Annotated in this window: 16 protein-coding genes and 1 riboswitch; of the genes, 5 read left to right on the top strand and 11 right to left on the bottom strand. The window is 73.8% G+C overall.

What is annotated here, in order from left to right; genetic code table 11:
- Positions 1 to 10: 10 nt before the first annotated feature.
- On the top strand, positions 11 to 1246 hold the full coding sequence (locus tag ACR80Q_RS03945) for a M20 metallopeptidase family protein (protein ID WP_435376247.1): 1236 nt from the start codon (positions 11 to 13) through the stop codon (positions 1244 to 1246).
- 6 nt (positions 1247 to 1252) lie between these two features.
- Here the strand turns inward: ACR80Q_RS03945 and ACR80Q_RS03940 are convergent, their stop codons facing one another.
- Positions 1253 to 2134 (bottom strand): bifunctional methylenetetrahydrofolate dehydrogenase/methenyltetrahydrofolate cyclohydrolase, encoded by an 882-nt coding sequence (locus tag ACR80Q_RS03940; protein ID WP_435376246.1) that lies wholly within the window; start codon positions 2132 to 2134, stop codon positions 1253 to 1255.
- Entirely contained in the window at positions 2131 to 3438 is a 1308-nt protein-coding gene (gene glyA, locus ACR80Q_RS03935; protein WP_435376245.1) for a serine hydroxymethyltransferase, read from the bottom strand. Before glyA ends, ACR80Q_RS03940 begins: the two co-directional genes overlap by 4 nt.
- A gap of 26 nt (positions 3439 to 3464) precedes the next feature.
- Positions 3465 to 3547: riboswitch (ZMP/ZTP riboswitch) on the bottom strand.
- A gap of 56 nt (positions 3548 to 3603) precedes the next feature.
- Between glyA and purU the strand changes: the two genes are divergently transcribed.
- Both purU and aqpZ read left to right on the top strand, forming a co-directional pair.
- The gene (gene purU, locus ACR80Q_RS03930) at positions 3604 to 4506 is read left to right on the top strand and encodes a formyltetrahydrofolate deformylase (protein WP_435376244.1); all 903 of its coding nucleotides are present in this window, start codon (positions 3604 to 3606) and stop codon (positions 4504 to 4506) included.
- 82 nt (positions 4507 to 4588) lie between these two features.
- Positions 4589 to 5305: an aquaporin Z gene (gene aqpZ / locus ACR80Q_RS03925; protein WP_435376243.1), complete on the top strand. Its 717-nt coding sequence runs from the start codon at positions 4589 to 4591 to the stop codon at positions 5303 to 5305.
- Here aqpZ and ACR80Q_RS03920 read toward each other — a convergent pair.
- The 4 genes from ACR80Q_RS03920 to ACR80Q_RS03905 all read right to left on the bottom strand — a co-directional run bounded on the left by ACR80Q_RS03920 (position 5235) and on the right by ACR80Q_RS03905 (position 9226).
- Entirely contained in the window at positions 5235 to 5831 is a 597-nt protein-coding gene (locus tag ACR80Q_RS03920; protein ID WP_435376242.1) for a gluconokinase, read from the bottom strand. The genes aqpZ and ACR80Q_RS03920 overlap by 71 nt on opposite strands.
- Position 5832: 1 nt before the next feature.
- Positions 5833 to 7329 (bottom strand): GntP family permease, encoded by a 1497-nt coding sequence (locus ACR80Q_RS03915; protein ID WP_435376240.1) that lies wholly within the window; start codon positions 7327 to 7329, stop codon positions 5833 to 5835.
- Between the two features lie 58 nt (positions 7330 to 7387).
- Positions 7388 to 7921 carry an NUDIX hydrolase family protein gene (locus tag ACR80Q_RS03910; protein WP_435376239.1) on the bottom strand — a complete coding sequence of 178 codons (534 nt, stop codon included), beginning with the start codon at positions 7919 to 7921 and terminating at the stop codon, positions 7388 to 7390.
- 87 nt (positions 7922 to 8008) lie between these two features.
- Complete coding sequence (locus ACR80Q_RS03905) at positions 8009 to 9226, bottom strand: NADP-dependent isocitrate dehydrogenase (protein WP_435376238.1); 1218 nt, start codon at positions 9224 to 9226, stop codon at positions 8009 to 8011.
- Positions 9227 to 9367: 141 nt separating this feature from the next.
- On the opposite strand from ACR80Q_RS03905, the gene ACR80Q_RS03900 reads away from it, so the two are divergent.
- Positions 9368 to 10375: a malate dehydrogenase gene (locus ACR80Q_RS03900; RefSeq protein ID WP_435376237.1), complete on the top strand. Its 1008-nt coding sequence runs from the start codon at positions 9368 to 9370 to the stop codon at positions 10373 to 10375.
- A gap of 87 nt (positions 10376 to 10462) precedes the next feature.
- Here ACR80Q_RS03900 and purH read toward each other — a convergent pair whose 3' ends face one another.
- Both purH and purN read right to left on the bottom strand, forming a co-directional pair.
- On the bottom strand, positions 10463 to 12121 hold the full coding sequence (gene purH, locus ACR80Q_RS03895) for a bifunctional phosphoribosylaminoimidazolecarboxamide formyltransferase/IMP cyclohydrolase (protein ID WP_435376236.1): 1659 nt from the start codon (positions 12119 to 12121) through the stop codon (positions 10463 to 10465).
- A 10-nt stretch (positions 12122 to 12131) separates the two neighbouring features.
- Positions 12132 to 12767, bottom strand: a complete 636-nt coding sequence (gene purN, locus ACR80Q_RS03890) for a phosphoribosylglycinamide formyltransferase (RefSeq protein WP_435376235.1) — start codon at positions 12765 to 12767, stop codon at positions 12132 to 12134.
- Between the two features lie 68 nt (positions 12768 to 12835).
- Here purN and ACR80Q_RS03885 point away from each other — a divergent pair, with 68 nt between their 5' ends.
- Entirely contained in the window at positions 12836 to 13285 is a 450-nt protein-coding gene (locus tag ACR80Q_RS03885; RefSeq protein ID WP_435376234.1) for a hypothetical protein, read from the top strand.
- On the opposite strand, the gene ACR80Q_RS03880 is transcribed toward ACR80Q_RS03885, so the two are convergent.
- From ACR80Q_RS03880 to sucC, 3 genes are all read right to left on the bottom strand, one after another.
- The gene (locus tag ACR80Q_RS03880; protein WP_435376233.1) at positions 13266 to 14708 is read right to left on the bottom strand and encodes a cell division protein PerM; all 1443 of its coding nucleotides are present in this window, start codon (positions 14706 to 14708) and stop codon (positions 13266 to 13268) included. The two genes, ACR80Q_RS03885 and ACR80Q_RS03880, sit on opposite strands and share 20 nt — an antisense overlap.
- Positions 14709 to 14850: 142 nt before the next feature.
- On the bottom strand, positions 14851 to 15750 hold the full coding sequence (sucD, locus tag ACR80Q_RS03875; protein ID WP_435376232.1) for a succinate--CoA ligase subunit alpha: 900 nt from the start codon (positions 15748 to 15750) through the stop codon (positions 14851 to 14853).
- Positions 15751 to 15766: 16 nt separating this feature from the next.
- Positions 15767 to 16939, bottom strand: coding sequence for an ADP-forming succinate--CoA ligase subunit beta (sucC, locus tag ACR80Q_RS03870; RefSeq protein WP_435376231.1), 1173 nt, complete (start codon positions 16937 to 16939; stop codon positions 15767 to 15769).
- Between the last annotated feature and the right edge of the window lie 146 nt (positions 16940 to 17085).

The raw sequence follows: 17085 nt of genomic DNA, 5'->3' as shown, positions 1-17085 counted from the left end.
GGCTTGCGGCATGACCGTCGCGGACGACGCCCTGGCCCTGACCGACGACCTGGTGCGCCTGCGCCACGCCCTGCACCGTCACCCCGAGATCGGGCTGCACCTGCCCCGGACGCAGCAGACGGTCCTCGAGGCGCTGGTCGGCCTGGACCTGGAGATCACCACCGGTGACGCGCTGTCCAGCGTGACGGCCGTGCTGCGCGGCGGCGGCACCCCCGGACCCCACGGACCGGGTGCGCACCCCGGCCGGCGCCCGGTCGTGCTGCTGCGGGCCGACATGGACGCCCTGCCGGTGCAGGAGGAGCTCGACGTCCCCTACCGCAGCGAGGTCGACGGCGTCATGCACGCCTGCGGCCACGACCTGCACGTCACCTCGCTCGTCGGCGCCGCGCACCTGCTGTCGGCGCAGCGGGACTCCCTGCCCGGCGACGTCGTGCTGATGTTCCAGCCGGGCGAGGAGGGCTTCGACGGTGCCGGGCACATGATCGCCGAGGGGGTCCTCGACGCCGCCGGGCGCCGGCCCGACGCCGCCTACGCCCTGCACGTGATGTCCGGTCTCGCCCCCCGCGGTCAGGTCGCCTCGCGTCCCGGTCCGCTGCTGGCGGCCAGCGACGGGCTGTTCGTCACCCTGCACGGGCGGGGCGGGCACGGCTCGGCCCCGCACAACGCGGCCGACCCGGTGCCCGCGATCGGCGAGATCGTCCTGGGCGCCCAGGCCGTGGCCGGGCGCACGGTCGGTCCGTTCGAGACCGGCCTGGTCACCTTCGGCAAGGTGGAGGCGGGGACGCGGCGCAACATCATCCCCGCGTCCGCCTACGCCGAGGCCACCGTCCGGACCGTCGACCCGGCCGTGCGCGAGAAGCTGCGCGACGCCCTGGTCCGCTACTGCGAGGGCGTGGCGGCGGCCCACGGGCTGACCGCCGAGGTCCGGTTCGAGCCCGAGTACCCCGTGACGGTCAACGACGCGGCCGAGCACGCGTTCGTCGAGCGGGCTCTGGGCGAGCTGTTCGGCGCCGACCGGATCACGCGCATGCCCGACCCCATCGCCGGGGCCGAGGACTTCAGCCGCGTCCTCGCCGAGGTCCCCGGGGTGATGGTGTTCCTGGGCGCGGCCCTGGAAGGCCGGGACTGGCAGACCGCCCCGGACAACCACTCGGCGCTGGCCGGGTTCGACGACTCCGTCCTGCCCGACGGCGCCGCCCTGCTCGCCCACCTCGCCGAGCGCCGCCTGGACCAGCTCGCCCGCTGAGGCGGGTCAGGTGACGGCGCGCTCGGCCATGTCGACGACGTTGGCCAGCAGCATGGCCCGGGTCATCGGCCCCACCCCGCCGGGCATCGGGGCCAGCCAGCCGGCGACCTCGCGCACGGCCGGGTCGACGTCGCCGACCAGGCGCGCCTTGCCCGTCTGCGGGTCGACGACCCGGGTGACGCCCACGTCCAGCACGGCCGCGCCCGGCTTGACCCAGTCGGCCTTGATCGTGCCCGCCGCCCCGGCCGCGGCCACGACCACGTCGGCGCGACGCACCGCGGCGGCCAGGTCACGGGTCCGGGTGTGGGTGAGCGTCACCGTCGCGTCGACGCCACGGCGGGTCAGCAGCAGCCCGATCGGACGACCGACGGTCACCCCGCGCCCCACCACGCACACCTCCGCCCCCGACAGCGGCACGTCGTAGCGGCCGAGCAGCTCGACGATGCCGCGCGGGGTGCACGGCAGCGGTGAGGTGATGTCGCCGGACACCTGCAGGACGAGCCGCCCCAGGTTGGTCGGGTGGAGCCCGTCGGCGTCCCGGTCGGGGTCGACGGCCTCGAGCACGGTTTGCTGGTCGATGCCCGCCGGCAGCGGCAGCTGGACGATGTAGCCCGTGCACGCCGGGTCGGCGTTGAGCCGGGCCACCGCGGCCAGCACGTCGGCCTGCGACGCGTCGGCGGGCAGGTCCTCGCGGATGGACGTGATGCCGACCTCGGCGCAGTCGCGGTGCTTGCCGGCGACGTAGGACGCCGAGCCCGGGTCCTCCCCCACGAGCAGCGTGCCCAGACCGGGCACGACGCCGCGCTCACGCAGCGCCGTGACGCGCTGCGCGAGCTCGGAGCGGATCGTCGCCGCGGTGGCCTTGCCGTCCAGGACCTGCGCGGTCACGCGCTGAAGCTGCCGACGGAGGAGTACAGCGGGAAGCGCTCGGTGAGCACGTCCACCCGCGCCCGCAGCGCAGCCACGTCGGAGGCCGGGTCGAAGGCGCCCGCGACGATGTCGGCGACCTCGGTGAACTCCTCGTCGCCGAAGCCGCGGGTGGCCAGGGCCGGGGTGCCGAGCCGCACGCCGGAGGTCACCATCGGCGGACGGGGGTCGAACGGCACGGCGTTGCGGTTGGCCGTGATGCCGGCGGAGTGCAGCCGGTCCTCGGCCTGCCGGCCGTCCAGCTCGCTGCTGCGCAGGTCCGCGAGCACCAGGTGCACGTCCGTGCCGCCGGTGACGACGTCCACGCCGGTGGCCTTGGCGTCGTCACCCAGCAGCCGGTCGGCCAGGATCGACGCCCCCCGCAGGGTGCGCTCCTGCTTCTCGCGGAACTCCGGCGTCATGGCGAGGCGGAACGCGACGGCCTTGGCCGCGATGACGTGCATCAGCGGGCCGCCCTGCTGGCCGGGGAACACGCCCGAGTCGATCTTCTTGGCCAGCTCCTGCTTGCACAGGATGATGCCGGCGCGCGGGCCGGTCAGGGTCTTGTGGGTCGTCGAGGTCACCACGTCGGCGTAGGGCACCGGCGAAGGGTGGACGCCCGCGGCGACCAGTCCCGCGAAGTGGGCCATGTCGACCAGCAGGTAGGCGCCGACCTCGTCGGCGATGGCGCGGAACGCCGCGAAGTCCAGGTGACGGGGGTACGCCGACCAGCCGGCGATGATCATCTTCGGGCGGCGCTCGAGCGCGACGGCCCGGACCTGGTCCATGTCGATGCGGTGGTCGGTCTCGGACACGCCGTAGCTGGCGGCGTCGTAGAGCATCCCGGAGAAGTTGAGCCGCATGCCGTGGGTCAGGTGGCCGCCGTGGGCCAGGTCCAGGCCCAGGATGGTGTCACCCGGGGTGAGGAGCTTCTGCAGCACCGCGGCGTTGGCGCTGGCGCCGGAGTGCGGCTGGACGTTGGCGTGCTCCGCGCCGAACAGCTGCTTGGCGCGCTCACGGGCCAGCTCCTCGGCGACGTCGACCTGCTCGCAGCCGCCGTAGTACCGCTTGCCGGGGTAGCCCTCGGCGTACTTGTTGGTGAGCACGCTGCCCTGGGCCTCGAGGACGGCGCGGGGGGCGAAGTTCTCGCTGGCGATCATCTCCAGCGTGCCGCGCTGGCGGTCCGCCTCGCCGTCGAGGACGGCCGCGATCTCGGGGTCGACCTCGGACAGGGGCGCGTCGGTCAGGTGGGCGCTCGTGAGGGAGGGAACAGCGGTACCGGTCATGGGGGTCTCCACAGACGTCAGGTCGATCCCCGGGCCCAGGCGAACGACCCAGCAGGCTGCCTACCGCTCCCCGGGGGTGACCCCCTGAACGCCAGTCGCGGTGCCCCGAGACTAGCAACCGGACGCCGCGGTGGCTGCCGTGCACCCCGCGTACGCTGCCACCCCGTGAGCCTCCCGACCGGCCCCGGCGCCGCGCCCCCCTCCCCGACCACGGACGCGCCGCACTACGTGCTGACGCTGTCCTGCCCGGACCGGCCCGGGATCGTCCACGCCGTCACCGGCGCGCTGCTGCGGCACCAGGCCAACGTCACGGAGTCCCAGCAGTTCGGGGACCCCGACACCCAGCTGTTCTTCCTCCGCGTGCAGTTCACCTGCCCCGCGGCCCCGGAGCGGCTGGACGCGGCGCTGCGAGGGGCGGCGGCCGAGTTCGACTTCGACTGGCAGCTGCACCCCCTCACCGACCCCACGCGCACCCTCATCATGGTCAGCCGCGCCGGGCACTGCCTCAACGACCTGCTGTTCCGTCAGCGCGCCGGCCGGCTGCCGGTCGACCCGGTGGCCGTGGTGAGCAACCACCGCGACCTGGAGGGCCTGGCCGACTTCTACCAGGTGCCGTTCCACCACGTCCCGGTCGCCCCGCGCGACGCCGACGCCAAGGCCGCCGCCGAGGACACGCTGCTGGGCCTGGTGTCCGAGCTGGACGTCGAGCTCGTCGTGCTGGCCCGCTACATGCAGGTGCTGAGCCCGCGGGTGTGCGACGAGCTGGCCGGCCGCGCCATCAACATCCACCACTCGTTCCTGCCCAGCTTCGCGGGGGCGCGGCCCTACCACCAGGCCCACACCCGCGGGGTCAAGCTCATCGGAGCCACGGCCCACTACGTGACGGCGGACCTGGACGAGGGACCGATCATCGAGCAGGACGTCGAGCGGGTCGACCACTCCCACGCCGTGGACGACCTGGTCGGGCTGGGTCAGGACGTCGAGTGCCGCGCCCTGGCCCGCGCGGTCCGCTGGCACGCCGAGCGGCGGGTGCTCGTCGACCGGAACCGGACCGTCGTGTTCCGCTGAGGCCACGGCCCCCCGGCGCGCACGGCTGCTTCATCCGCCACGGATGAGGTGGGCCGGGGTGCCATTCCCCGACCGTCTCGCCATGACGAACAAGTGGGGGGCGGAGCTCCTGGGCACCTTCTGGCTGGTCCTGGGTGGGTGCGGCACCGCCGTGATCGCCGGCGGGGACGTGGGCTTCGTGGGCGTGGCGCTCGCGTTCGGCCTGGCCGTCCTGACGGCGGCGTACGCGGTCGGCCACGTCTCCGGGGGCCACTTCAACCCGGCGGTGACCGTCGGGGTCACGATCGCCGGGCGCTTCGCGTGGAAGGACGTGCCGGGCTACGTCGCCGCCCAGCTGGTCGGCGCGACGCTGGCGGCGGCGGTGATCCTCGCGGTGGTGTCCGGCCAGGACGACTTCGACCGGAGCACGGGTTTCGCGACCAACGGCTGGGGCGAGGCCTCACCGGGCGGGTACGGCCTCGTGGCGGCCCTGGTGATCGAGGTGGTCCTCACGGCGGTGTTCCTGTACGTCATCCTCGGGGCCACCGACACCCGCGCCCCCAAGGGGTTCGCCCCGATCGCCATCGGGCTGGCCCTGACGCTGGTGCACCTGGTGTCCATCCCGGTGACCAACACGTCGGTCAACCCGGCCCGGTCGTTCAGCCAGGCCGTGTTCTCCGGCGGGGTCGCGCTGGAGCAGCTCTGGCTGTTCGTCCTCGCGCCGCTGGTGGGGGCGGCCGTGGCCGGGCTCAGCTACGGGGTGCTGCTCGGTCGCCAGCAGGCCGAGCCGGCGTCGCTGCAGGAGTCGCAGCAGGGCTGAGCCCGAGCCGCTCGACGACCCGGGCGGCGATCACGTCGGGCGGGTCCGCCACGTCGAACTCGCCGCCGTCCTCACCGGGCTCCAGCGGCTCCAGCGTCGTCAGCTGCGACTGCAGCATCGACGGCGGCATGAAGTGCTGGCGCCCCTGCATGCGAGACAGGATCAGCGCCGGGTCCCCGACCAGGTGCACGAAGTACGTGCCCGGGGCGTCGGCGGTGAGCATGTTGCGGTAGCTGCGTCGCAACGCCGAGCAGGTCATCACCGTGGACCGCCCGTCGGCGTGCTGCACCCCGGTCCAGTCGGCCAGCGCCTGCAGCCAGGGCGCCCGGTCCTGGTCGGTGAGCGGGTGCCCGGAGGCCATCTTCTCCACGTTGCGCCGGGGGTGCAGCGAGTCCCCCTCGAGGAACTCCCACCCCAGCAGGGCCTCCAGCTGCAGCGCGACCGTGGTCTTGCCCGTGCCGGACACACCCATGACGACCAGGTGGACGGGCGCGTCGGTCGGCACCGCCCCGACCGCGTCGACCACCTCAGATCACCACCCAGACGGCGAAGGCGATGAGGAACGCGGTGGTGCCGAGCGTGGTCTCCATCACCGTCCAGGTCTTCAGGGTGGTCTTCTCGTCCATCCCGAAGAACCGGCTGACGAGCCAGAAGCCGGAGTCGTTGACGTGCGACAGCACGGTAGCCCCGGCGGCGATGGCCATGACGACGAGCGACAGGTGCAGCTCGCTCAGCCCGTCCGTGGCCGCGACGGCCGGGGCGATGAGTCCGGCGGCCGTGGTCAGGGCGACGGTGGCCGAGCCCTGCGCGACACGCAGCGCCGTGGCGATGAGGAACGCGGCCACGATGATCGGCAGCCCCAGGTCCGACAGCGAGTCCGACAGCGCCGCGCCGATGCCGCTGGTGCGGAGCACCCCGCCGAACATCCCGCCCGCACCGGTGATGAGGATGATCGAGCAGATCGGGCCCAGGGAGTCGTTGAGCAGGGTCTCCACGTCGGACCAGCTGCGGCCCTGACGGCGGCCCAGCACGACGATGGCCACCAGCAGGGTGATGAGCAGGGCCACGGGGGTCTGGCCCAGCAGCACCAGCGCCTGGGCCCAGGTCTGCTCGGCGTCGATGACGCCGGCGGTGCCGAGGGTCGTGATCCCGGTGTTGAGGCCGATCAGGACCAGCGGCAGCAGGAGGATGCCGAGCACGGTGCCGAACGTCGGCAGGTCCTGCGGCGTGCCGGTCTCCTGACGGGTGGCCGTGGCGGTGGCCGTGCCGGCCGGGCTGCTGCCGTTGCCGTGGCCGCTGCCGCCGCCGGTACCGCCCCTGACGTCGTCGGGTGAGCCGCTGCCGTCGGACAGCCCGGCCCCGCCCATGACCGCCGGCGTCGGGATGTAGAACCTGTGACCGGCCCAGCGCGAGAACAGGTACACCCCGATGTACCAGGAAGGGATCGCGACGAGCAGGCCGACGAACAGGGTGAGGCCGATGTTGGCGCCCAACAGCTCGGACGCCGCGACCGGACCCGGGTGCGGCGGGACGAACGCGTGCATGGCGGCGAAGGCGCCCGCGGCGGGCAGCGCGTACAGCAGCAGCGAGCCACCGAAACGGCGCGCGACGGTGAGGATGATCGGCAGGAACACGACCAGCCCGGCGTCGAAGAAGATCGGGAAGCCGAAGATGAGGGACGCGACACCCAGCGCCAGCGGCGCGCGCTTCTCCCCGAACCGGGCCACCAGGGTGTCGGCGAGCACCTGCGCGCCGCCCGTCACCTCCAGCAGCCGCCCGATCATCACGCCGAACCCGACCAGCAGGGCCACCGAGGCCAGCGTGCTGCCGAACCCGCTGAGCAGGGCCGACGGGATGTCCGCGAACGGGATGCCCGTCACCAGCGCCGTCAGCAGGCTCACGAGCACCAGCGCGATGAACGCGTGGAGCTTGAGCCGGATGACCAGGAACAGCAGGAGCGCGACCGCGCCCGCCGCGATCAGGAGCAGGACGGGTCCGGAGTAGACCGGTTCGATCGGATCCATCCCCTCACCGTGGTCTGCCCGAGGGGCCCAGGCAAGTTCCTCCGCGGCGCGGTGCGACCTAGAAGCCGCAGACCGCCAGCGCCTGCCGCAGCAGCGTCCCCTGGCCGTTGCTCATCTCGGCCTGCAGGCCCGCGTCGGCCGCCTCCTCCGGGGTCACCCAGGTGAGCTGGAGCGCGTCCTGCTGCGGGTGGCAGTCACCCTCTACCGGGACGACGTAGGCCAGCGACACCGCGTGCTGGCGGGGGTCGTGGAACGGCGTCACCCCCGGGACGGGAAAGTACTCCGCCACCGTGAACGGCTGCGGGTGGGCGGGCAGCTTGGGCAGGGCCAACGGTCCCAGGTCCTTCTCGAGGTGCCGCAGCAGCGCCCCCCGGACCCGCTCGTGGTGCAGCACCCGCCCCGACACCAGGGCCCGGCTGATCTCACCCGCCCCGGTGGCGCGCAGCAGCAGGCCGAACGCGGTGACCGTCCCGGTCTCGTCGACCCGCACGGGGAGGGCGTCCACGTAGAGGATCGGCATCCGCTCCCGGGCGGAGTCGAGCTCCTCCCGGCTCAGCCAGCGGCTGCCGGCCTCGGTGACGTAGTCGGTCATGGTCCTGCCTCCATCGTCCTGCCTGGCCCCGTCGACGGCCCGCTCCCCGGGGGGCGCGGGCCGTCCACGACGAACGGGTGCGTGCGCTCAGCCGAGCTTGGCGGCGAGGTTCTCGTCGAGCGCGCCGAGGAACTCCTCGGTGCTGAGGTACGGCTGGTCCTTGCTGATGAGCAGGGCGAGGTCCTTGGTCATCTGGCCGTTCTCGACGGTCTCGATGACGACCTGCTCGAGCGCCTCGGCGAACCCGACGACCTCGGGGGTGGAGTCGAGGCGACCACGGTGGGCCAGGCCCCGCGTCCACGCGAAGATCGACGCGATCGGGTTGGTCGAGGTGGGCTTGCCCTGCTGGTGCTGGCGGTAGTGGCGCGTCACGGTGCCGTGGGCGGCCTCCGCCTCCATGGTCCGGCCGTCCGGGGTCATCAGGACGCTGGTCATCAGGCCGAGCGAGCCGAAGCCCTGCGCGACGGTGTCGGACTGCACGTCGCCGTCGTAGTTCTTGCAGGCCCAGACGTAGCCGCCCTCCCACTTCATGGCCGCGGCGACCATGTCGTCGATGAGGCGGTGCTCGTAGGTGAGGCCGGCCGCGTCGAAGTCGGCCTTGAACTCGGCGTTGAACACGTCCTCGAAGATGTCCTTGAAGGCGCCGTCGTAGGCCTTGAGGATCGTGTTCTTCGTCGACATGTAGACCGGGTAGCCGCGGTTGAGGCCGTAGGCGAGCGACGCGCGGGCGAAGTCCTCGATGGACTTGTTGAAGTTGTACATCCCCATGGCGACGCCGCCGTCCTCGGGGAACTTCACGACCTCGTGCTCGATCGGCGCGGAGCCGTCGGCCGGGGTGTACGTCATGGTCAGCGTGCCGGCGCCGGGGACCTTGAAGTTGGTGGCCTTGTACTGGTCGCCGTGGGCGTGACGGCCGATGATGATCGGCTTGGTCCAGCCCGGCACCAGGCGCGGGATGTTGCTGATGATGATGGGCTCGCGGAAGACGACGCCACCGAGGATGTTGCGGATCGTGCCGTTGGGCGACACCCACATCTTCTTCAGGCCGAACTCCTCGACCCGCGCCTCGTCCGGCGTGATGGTGGCGCACTTGACGCCGACGCCGTGCTCCTGGATCGCCCGGGCGGCGTCGACCGTGATCTGGTCGTCGGTCGCGTCCCGGCTCTCGATGCCCAGGTCGAAGTACCTGAGGTCGACGTCGAGGTAGGGGTGGATCAGGCGGTCCTTGATGAACTGCCAGATGATCCGCGTCATCTCGTCGCCGTCGAGCTCGACGACGGGCCCGTTGACCTTGATCTTCGCCATTGGTGGATGCATCTCCTCATCGGGTCTGGTTGCGTGACGAGCCTAACGAACGACGGGACCGCTCCGAGCCGCTCACGACCGGGCGCAGCCGCTAGCGTCGCGGGGGAGACTTCCGCACACCGACTCGTCGAGGAGATCGTCGTGACCACCCCCGCCAGCACATCCCCCGTGACCGTCGCCGTGACGGGCGCCGCCGGCCAGATCGGCTACAGCCTCCTGTTCCGCATCGCCAGCGGCGCCATGCTCGGCCCGGACACCCCCGTGCGGCTCCGGCTGCTGGAGATCACCCCGGCGCTGGGCGCGGCCTCGGGCGTGGCGATGGAGCTCGACGACTGCGCGTTCCCGCTGCTGGCCGGCATCGAGATCAGCGACGACCCGGCCGTCGCCTTCGACGGCGCCCAGGTGGCGCTGCTCGTCGGGTCCCGTCCTCGCACCAAGGGCATGGAGCGCGGCGACCTGCTGTCCGCCAACGGGGCCATCTTCACCGGGCAGGGCAAGGCGCTGAACGACCACGCCGCCGACGACCTCAAGGTCCTCGTGGTGGGCAACCCGGCCAACACCAACGCGCTCATCGCCATGAACAACGCCCCCGACGTGCCCCGCGAGCGCTTCACGGCGATGACCCGGCTGGACCACAACCGTGCCCTGGCGCAGCTGTCGGCGAGGACCGGTGCACCGGTCACCGACATCCGCCGCATGACCATCTGGGGCAACCACTCCGCGACGCAGTACCCCGACCTGTTCCGCGCCGAGGTCGGCGGCCGGGTCGCGGCCGAGGTCGTCGACGACCAGGCCTGGCTGGAGGGCACCTTCATCCCCACCGTGCAGAAGCGGGGCGCCGCCATCATCGAGGCGCGGGGCTCGTCGTCCGCCGCCAGCGCGGCCAGCGCCGCGGTCGACCACGTCCGCGACTGGGTGCACGGCACGCCCGCGGCCGACTGGACCTCGATGGCCGTGCCCAGCGACGGCTCCTACGGCGTCCCGGACGGTCTCATCAGCTCCTTCCCGGTGACCTGCTCGGGCGGGGAGCACTCGATCGTCCAGGGTCTGGAGCTCGACGACTTCAGCCGCGCCCGCATCGACGCCAGCGTCGCCGAGCTCACCGAGGAGCGCGACGCCGTCGCCGGCATGGGCCTCCTGGGTTCCTGACCCACCCGCCCCCGGCGCCCGTCTCCCACCCCGGGAGGCGGGCGCCGCTGCCCGGGGCGGGTGAGGTCCGTGGTGCCGAGCGGCGGATCAGTGGGCGAAGTGGCGGACACCCGTCAGGTACATCGTGGCGCCGGCGGCCTCGACCGCGGCCACGACCTCGGCGTCGCGCACCGACCCGCCCGGCTGCACGACGGCGCGGACACCGGCGTCGAGCAGCACCTGGACGCCGTCGGCGAACGGGAAGAACGCGTCCGAGGCCGCGACGGACCCGCGGGCCCGGTCCTCCCCCGCGCGGGCGACCGCGAGCCGGCAGGAGTCGACCCGGTTGACCTGGCCCATGCCGATGCCGACCGACGCCCCGTCGCGGGCGAGCAGGATGGCGTTGGACTTGACGGCGCGGACCGCCCGCCACGCGAACGCCGCCTCCTCCAGACCGGCCTCGTCCAGCTCGGGTCCGGCGGCCAGCGTCCAGCCGGTGGGGTCGTCGCCCGCCGCGTCGACCTCGTCGACCTGCTGGACCAGCAGCCCCCCGTCGATGCGCCGCCACTCCTGGCCGGTCCCCGTGGGGGCGGGGACGACGAGCAGGCGCACGTTCTTCTTGGCCGTCAGCACCTCCAGCGCGTCGGGGTCGAAGGCCGGGGCCGCGACGACCTCGGTGAACACCTCGGCCAGCTGCTCGGCCATCGCGCGGGTGACCGGACGGTTGGCGGCCACGACGCCGCCGAAGGCGCTCACCGGGTCGCAGGCGTGGGCGCGGGCGTGGGCGTCGGCGATCTCGTCCGTGGTGCTGCCGGGCGGACCGACGGCCGGACCGGTCACCGCGATGCCGCAGGGGTTGGCGTGCTTGATGATCGCGACGGCGGGCACGACGTGGTCGTAGGCGGCGCGCACGGCCGCGTCGGTGTCGACGAAGTTGTTGTACGACATGGCCTTGCCGTGCAGCTGCTCGGCGCCGGCCAGGCCGCCGGTCCCGCCGCCGGTCGCGTACACCGCCGCCTGCTGGTGCGGGTTCTCGCCGTAGCGGAGCCCGGCCACGAGCGTGCCGACCGTGCCGGTGAAGGCCGGGGCCACCCGGGCCGGCGGGCTCCCCGGCTCGGCGGCCGCGCGCGCGACGGCCTCGTCGGCGGCCGCGACCTGCTCGGCGAACCAGGTCGCCACGGCCACGTCGTACGCCGCGGTGTGCGCGAACGCGGCTGCGGCGAGCCGGGTCCGCTCGGCGAGGGTGAACCCGCCGCCCTCGACCGCGGCCACGACCTCGTCGTAGCGGGCCGGGTCGACGACCACGGCGACGCTGGGGTGGTTCTTGGCCGAGGACCGCACCATGGCCGGACCGCCGATGTCGATCTGCTCGACGACCGCGTCCGGCGCCGCCCCCGAGGCGACCGTCGCGGCGAACGGGTACAGGTTCACCACCACCAGGTCGAACAGGTCGATCCCCAGCTCGGCGACCTGCTCCAGGTGGTCGGGCTTGCGGCGGTCGGCCAGCAGACCCGCGTGCACCCCGGGGTGCAGCGTCTTCACGCGGCCGTCCAGGCACTCGGGGAACCCGGTCACCTGCTCGACGCCGGTGACGGGCACCCCCGCGGCGGCGACCCGGGCGGCGGTCGAGCCGGTGGACACGATCTCGACGCCGGCGGCGTGCAGCCGGGCGGCGAGGTCCTCCAGCCCGGTCTTGTCGTAGACGCTGACGAGGGCGCGACGGACGGGGCGGCGGCCCGCCTCGGACGGGGAGGTCTGCTGGGTCACGGCCACGAGCCTATCGACGCGCCGCGGCGTCCCCGTCCGCGGCGGGAGGCCACCAGGAGGCGTGCCGCCCCGTGACGGTCGTGCCGTCGGCCAGCAGGCCGGCGCACACCTGGACGAGCAGCTCGCGCTCGACCACCTTGATGCGCTCGTGCAGCGTCTGCTCGTCGTCGTCGGGGCGGACGTCCACGGCCCGCTGCGCCAGGACCGGGCCGGTGTCGGTGCCCTCGTCGACCAGGTGGACGGTGCAGCCGGTCACCCTGACGCCGTAGGCCAGGGCGTCCCGGACGGCGTGGGCCCCCGCGAAGGACGGCAGCAGGGCGGGGTGGGTGTTGACGATGCGCTGCGGGAACGCCGCCAGGACCGCCGGTCCCAGGATGCGCATGAAGCCGGCGCTCACCACCCAGTCCGGACGCAGGGCCACCAGCCGCTGCGCCAGCGCCGCGTCCCAGGCCGCACGGTCCTCGAAGTCCCGGGGCACCACGGTGACCGCGTCGACCCCGGCCTCGGCGGCCCGGTCCAGCGCCGCGCAGGGCCGGTCGGTGACGAGCGCGACCAGCTCGGCCGGCACGGTCCCCGCGGCCACGGCGTCGACCAGCGTCGAGAACAGGCTTCCGGTGCCCGAGGCGAGCACGACGAGACGGGGCACGGGCGCCAGGGTAGACGGGACGAGGGTGCGCCTCCGGCCACGACGCCCACGTCTGCGACCATCGTGCCGTGGCAGCGGACGGTGGCAGCGGGAGCACGAGGACCGTCGGCGGCACCCTCAACCAGCCGCACGTCCGGCTCGCCCTGGAGATGTTCCTGCTGCTGCTGGGGGCCGAGCTCACCCGGACGCTGCCGCTGCCGTGGCGCCTGGCCGGGCTGGTGTTCTCGGTGCTGGCCCTGGTGCAGGGCATCCGGGCGCTGCGTGCGGTCCGGGCCCACCGCACCGGGAACCGTGACGGTCTGCCCCCCGGCCCCACCGGTGGCGTCCTGGTGCTCGTCGGGGTCGTCGTCGCCGTCGTCCTCACCGTGGTCCAGGTGGCGATGCTGGCGGCCTACCCCCTGGTCCAGGACCAGGAGTCGTGCCGCGACCGAGCCCTCACCCGGACGGCGCTGGAACGGTGCGACGACGAGCTGTTCGACCGGATCGAGCAGCTGGGCGTCAGCGTCCCCGGGAGCTGATCGACCCGACCGCGCGGGCCCCCGCGGCCCGCACCCCGGCCGCGCCCGCGGCTCCGGCGCGGCGCAGGTCGGACCGGCGGCGTCCGATCGGTCGACCGGAGAGCAGGTGCAGCGCCGCCCCGACCAGCAGACCCCCGACCAGCACCTCCGCGGTGACCGCGGCGACCACGAGCAGCAGGTCGGGGCCGAGCGGCGCCCACGGCCCCAGCGCCCCGGAGGACACCCGCACGAGGCCGGCGACGGCGATGCCGACCAGCGCGGCGACCGCCACGGCGTCGGCGAGCCGGTCGGTGAGCGTGGCCCCGCGGCTGCTGGGGTCCCGGTGGGTGTGCCAGCCCGCGAGCGCTCCCGCCAGGACCACGAGCAGCGGGCCCAGGTAGGCCCACAGCGGGAAGGGCCCCGGGACGGGCAGGGCGGCCAGCAGCGGGACGGCCGGGACGTCCACCACCGTGGAGCCGGACAGGGTGACCACCCCGTCGGAGAACCGCGTGCCGGGACCCGCGAGGACCGACCCGGACCACACCGTCGCACCGGGCAGGTAGGCGACCTGCGCCAGCAGCAGGAGCAGCCCCCCGACGGCACCGGGCGCCAGGGCACCGTGCACCCCGGCGGCCGTGGGCAGGTCGAGCAGCAGCCCGACGGCCAGCAGCACGGCTCCCGCCAGCAGCCAGACCGCGAGCGCGACACCCGCGGCGGGGAGCACGCGCCGCAGCTGGACGGCCACCACGTGGGGCAGCCGGTCGGTCAGGGACCCGCCGTGCACGCTCAGCACCCCGGCGGCGGAGCCCAGCAGGGCGAGGACGGCCGCGCCGACCGCGCAGGCCGACGGCACCGGGGCCAGCACCGCGGTGTCGACGGCCCAGGCGAGGCCCCACGCGGCCCCGGCGTACACGGCGGCCACCGCCAGGCAGAGCAGGAGCGACCGGACCGGGGTGCACCGCCGGGCCGTGCGCCGTCCGGCCCGCCAGGCCAGCGTGGCCGCGACCAGGGACAGCCCGAGCGGGGCCAGGGACACCGTGCCCGGGACCAGCGTGGCCGGGTCGGCCGGGGAGGTGGACGAGACGACCTCGCTGACGACGGCCAGCTCGCCGAGGTGGGCCAGCAGCCACAGGTCCGCGCCGAGCCGCACCGCCTGCCACCAGGACGTCCCGGACGACGCCTCGGTCGCCCAGCCCAGCACCACCAGACCGACGCAGGCGAGCAGCCCGACCGCCACCGCACCGACAGCGTGCGACACGGCCAGCCGCAGGTCGGCGAAGGCGGCGGCCCAGGGCCTGCGACGCCCACCGGGCGGCGTCGGGCGCGGGGCCGGGCGGGCGGGCGGGGCGACGGAGGAGCCGCTGCCGCCCCGACGGGACGGGCCGGTGCCGCGCGGTCGTCCGCCGGCACCGGGTCGGGTTCGGTCGGTGCGGACGCCACTCACCGGACCATGGTCGCGGCCCGAGGGCCGCGGCGGACGAGCGACACGCGACGACGGGGGGGCGATCCGGGGTGAGGGCCCCCGACGCCGACGGCCGGGCCCGACCACGTGAGGTCGGACCCGGCCGCCGGGGTGTCGCGGACGGTCAGCCGGCGGTGATGATCTCCCGCATCAGACGGGCCGTCTCGCTCGGGGTGCGACCGACGCGCACGCCGACCGCCTCCAGCGCCTCGGCCTTGGCCGCCGCGGTGCCGGCGGAGCCGGACACGATCGCGCCGGCGTGGCCCATGGTCTTGCCCTCGGGCGCGGTGAACCCGGCGACGTATCCGACGACCGGCTTGGTCACGTGGTCCTTGATGTAGGCCGCCGCCCGCTCCTCGGCGTCCCCGCCGATCTCGCCGATCATGACGATCGCCTTGGTGTCGGGGTCGGCCTCGAAGGCCTCGAGGCAGTCGATGTGCGTGGTGCCGATGACGGGGTCGCCACCGATGCCGACGCAGGTCGTGAACCCGAGGTCCCGCAGCTCGTACATCATCTGGTAGGTCAGCGTGCCGGACTTGCTGACCAGCCCGATCGGGCCGGCCTGGGTGATGTCGGCCGGGATGATCCCCGCGTTGGCCAGGCCGGGGCTGATGAGGCCGGGGCAGTTGGGGCCGATCAGCCGGGTCGTGCCCGAGTTCGCCGCGAGCTGGTAGAACTCCGCGGAGTCCTTGACCGGGACGCCCTCGGTGATGACGACCGCCAGCGGGATCTGCGCCTCGACGGCCTCGACGACCGCGCCGCGGGTGAACTTGGCGGGCACGAAGATGACGGTCGTGTCGGCCCCGGTGGCGCTCATCGCCTCACCGACGGAGTTGAACACCGGCAGCTGCACTCCCGAGCCGTCCGGCCCGGTGAACTCGACGCTCTGGCCGCCCTTGCCGGGGGTGACCCCGCCGACGACGGTGGTGCCGGAGGTCAGCATCCGCTGGGTGTGCTTGCGCCCCTCGGAGCCGGTCATGCCCTGCACGACGACCTTGGATGAACCTGTCAGGAAGATTGCCACGTCTGCTCGTGCCCTCTCAGCCAGCTGCCAGCTCGGCGGCGCGGTCTGCCGCGCCGTCCATCGTGTCGACCTGCTCGACACCGTCCAGCGCGGCCTCGGTCAGGATCGACCGGCCGAGCTCGGCGTTGTTGCCGTCCAGACGCACCACCAACGGCTTGGTGACGTGCTCGTCGCGCGAGGCCAGCAGCTCGAAGGCGCTGACGATGCCGTTGGCGACCGCGTCGCAGGAGGTGATGCCACCGAACACGTTGACGAACACGCTCTCGACCTGGGCGTCGGAGATGATGATCTCCAGCCCGTTGGCCATCACCTCGGCCGAGGCGCCGCCGCCGATGTCGAGGAAGTTGGCCGGCTTGACGCCGCCGTGCTTCTCGCCGGCCTGCGCCACCACGTCCAGGGTGCTCATGACCAGACCCGCGCCGTTGCCGATGATGCCGACGGAGCCGTCGAGCTTGACGTAGTTGAGGCCCTTCTCCTTCGCGGCCTGCTCCAACGGGTCCTCGGCGGAGGAGTCGACGAGGGCGGCGTGGGAGGCCTGCCGGAACTCGGCGTTCTCGTCCAGCGTCACCTTGCCGTCCAGCGCGAGCACCTCGCCGGTGCCCGTGGACACCAGCGGGTTGACCTCGACGAGGGTCGCGTCCTCCTCGACCATCACCGTCCACAGCTTCTCCAGGACGCCGGCGACCTTGTCGGCCAGCTCACCGGTGAAGCCGCCGGCCGCCGCGATCTCGGCCGCCTTGGCCGCGTCCACGCCCGCCAGCGCGTCGACCGCCACCCGGCCGAGGGCCTCGGGGCGCTCGACGGCGAGGGTCTCGATCTCGACCCCGCCCTCCTTGCTGGCCATGGCCAGCCAGGTGCGGTTGGAGCGGTCCAGCAGGAAGGAGACGTAGTACTCCTCGGCGATGTCCGCGCCCTGGGCGATCATCACGCGGTGGACGGTGTGGCCCTTGATGTCCATGCCGAGGATGGCGCGGGCGTGGGCCTCGGCCTCGTCGGGGGTCTTCGCGACCTTGACGCCGCCGGCCTTGCCGCGGCCGCCGACCTTGACCTGGGCCTTGACGACGACCACCCCGCCGATGCGCTCGGCCGCAGCCCGCGCCTCCTCGGGGGTGGTGGCCACCTCGCCGGCCAGCACGGGTACGCCGTGCTTCTCGAACATGTCGCGCGCCTGGTATTCGTACAGGTCCACGTCTGGTTCACGTCCTCTGGGTCGTCGACGTCGGGGGGCGGTCAGGACGCGACGTAGCGCCGTGACCGCGCGGCGCAACCCTATCGCCGGTAGCGCCCGCCACCGCGCGCCCCGACGAGACGGTGCTCACACCCTTCCCCGGCGCC

Source organism: Aquipuribacter aurantiacus, from assembly GCF_051216895.1.
Taxonomy (GTDB): Bacteria; Actinomycetota; Actinomycetes; order Actinomycetales; family JBBAYJ01; genus Aquipuribacter.
The sequence above is the reverse complement of the archived record's forward strand: the minus strand, read 5'-3'. Positions and strand labels throughout refer to the sequence as shown.

What these genes read in the sequence shown, in the direction of transcription:
- ACR80Q_RS03915 (WP_435376240.1), bottom strand. Translation starts at nt 7,329, where the DNA reads ATGGATCCGATCGAACCGGTCTACTCCGGACCCGTCCTGCTCCTGATC.
- glyA (WP_435376245.1), bottom strand. Translation starts at nt 3,438, where the DNA reads ATGACCGGTACCGCTGTTCCCTCCCTCACGAGCGCCCACCTGACCGAC.
- ACR80Q_RS03910 (WP_435376239.1), bottom strand. Translation starts at nt 7,921, where the DNA reads ATGACCGACTACGTCACCGAGGCCGGCAGCCGCTGGCTGAGCCGGGAG.
- aqpZ (WP_435376243.1), top strand. Translation starts at nt 4,589, where the DNA reads ATGACGAACAAGTGGGGGGCGGAGCTCCTGGGCACCTTCTGGCTGGTC.
- ACR80Q_RS03905 (WP_435376238.1), bottom strand. Translation starts at nt 9,226, where the DNA reads ATGGCGAAGATCAAGGTCAACGGGCCCGTCGTCGAGCTCGACGGCGAC.
- ACR80Q_RS03945 (WP_435376247.1), top strand. Translation starts at nt 11, where the DNA reads ATGACCGTCGCGGACGACGCCCTGGCCCTGACCGACGACCTGGTGCGC.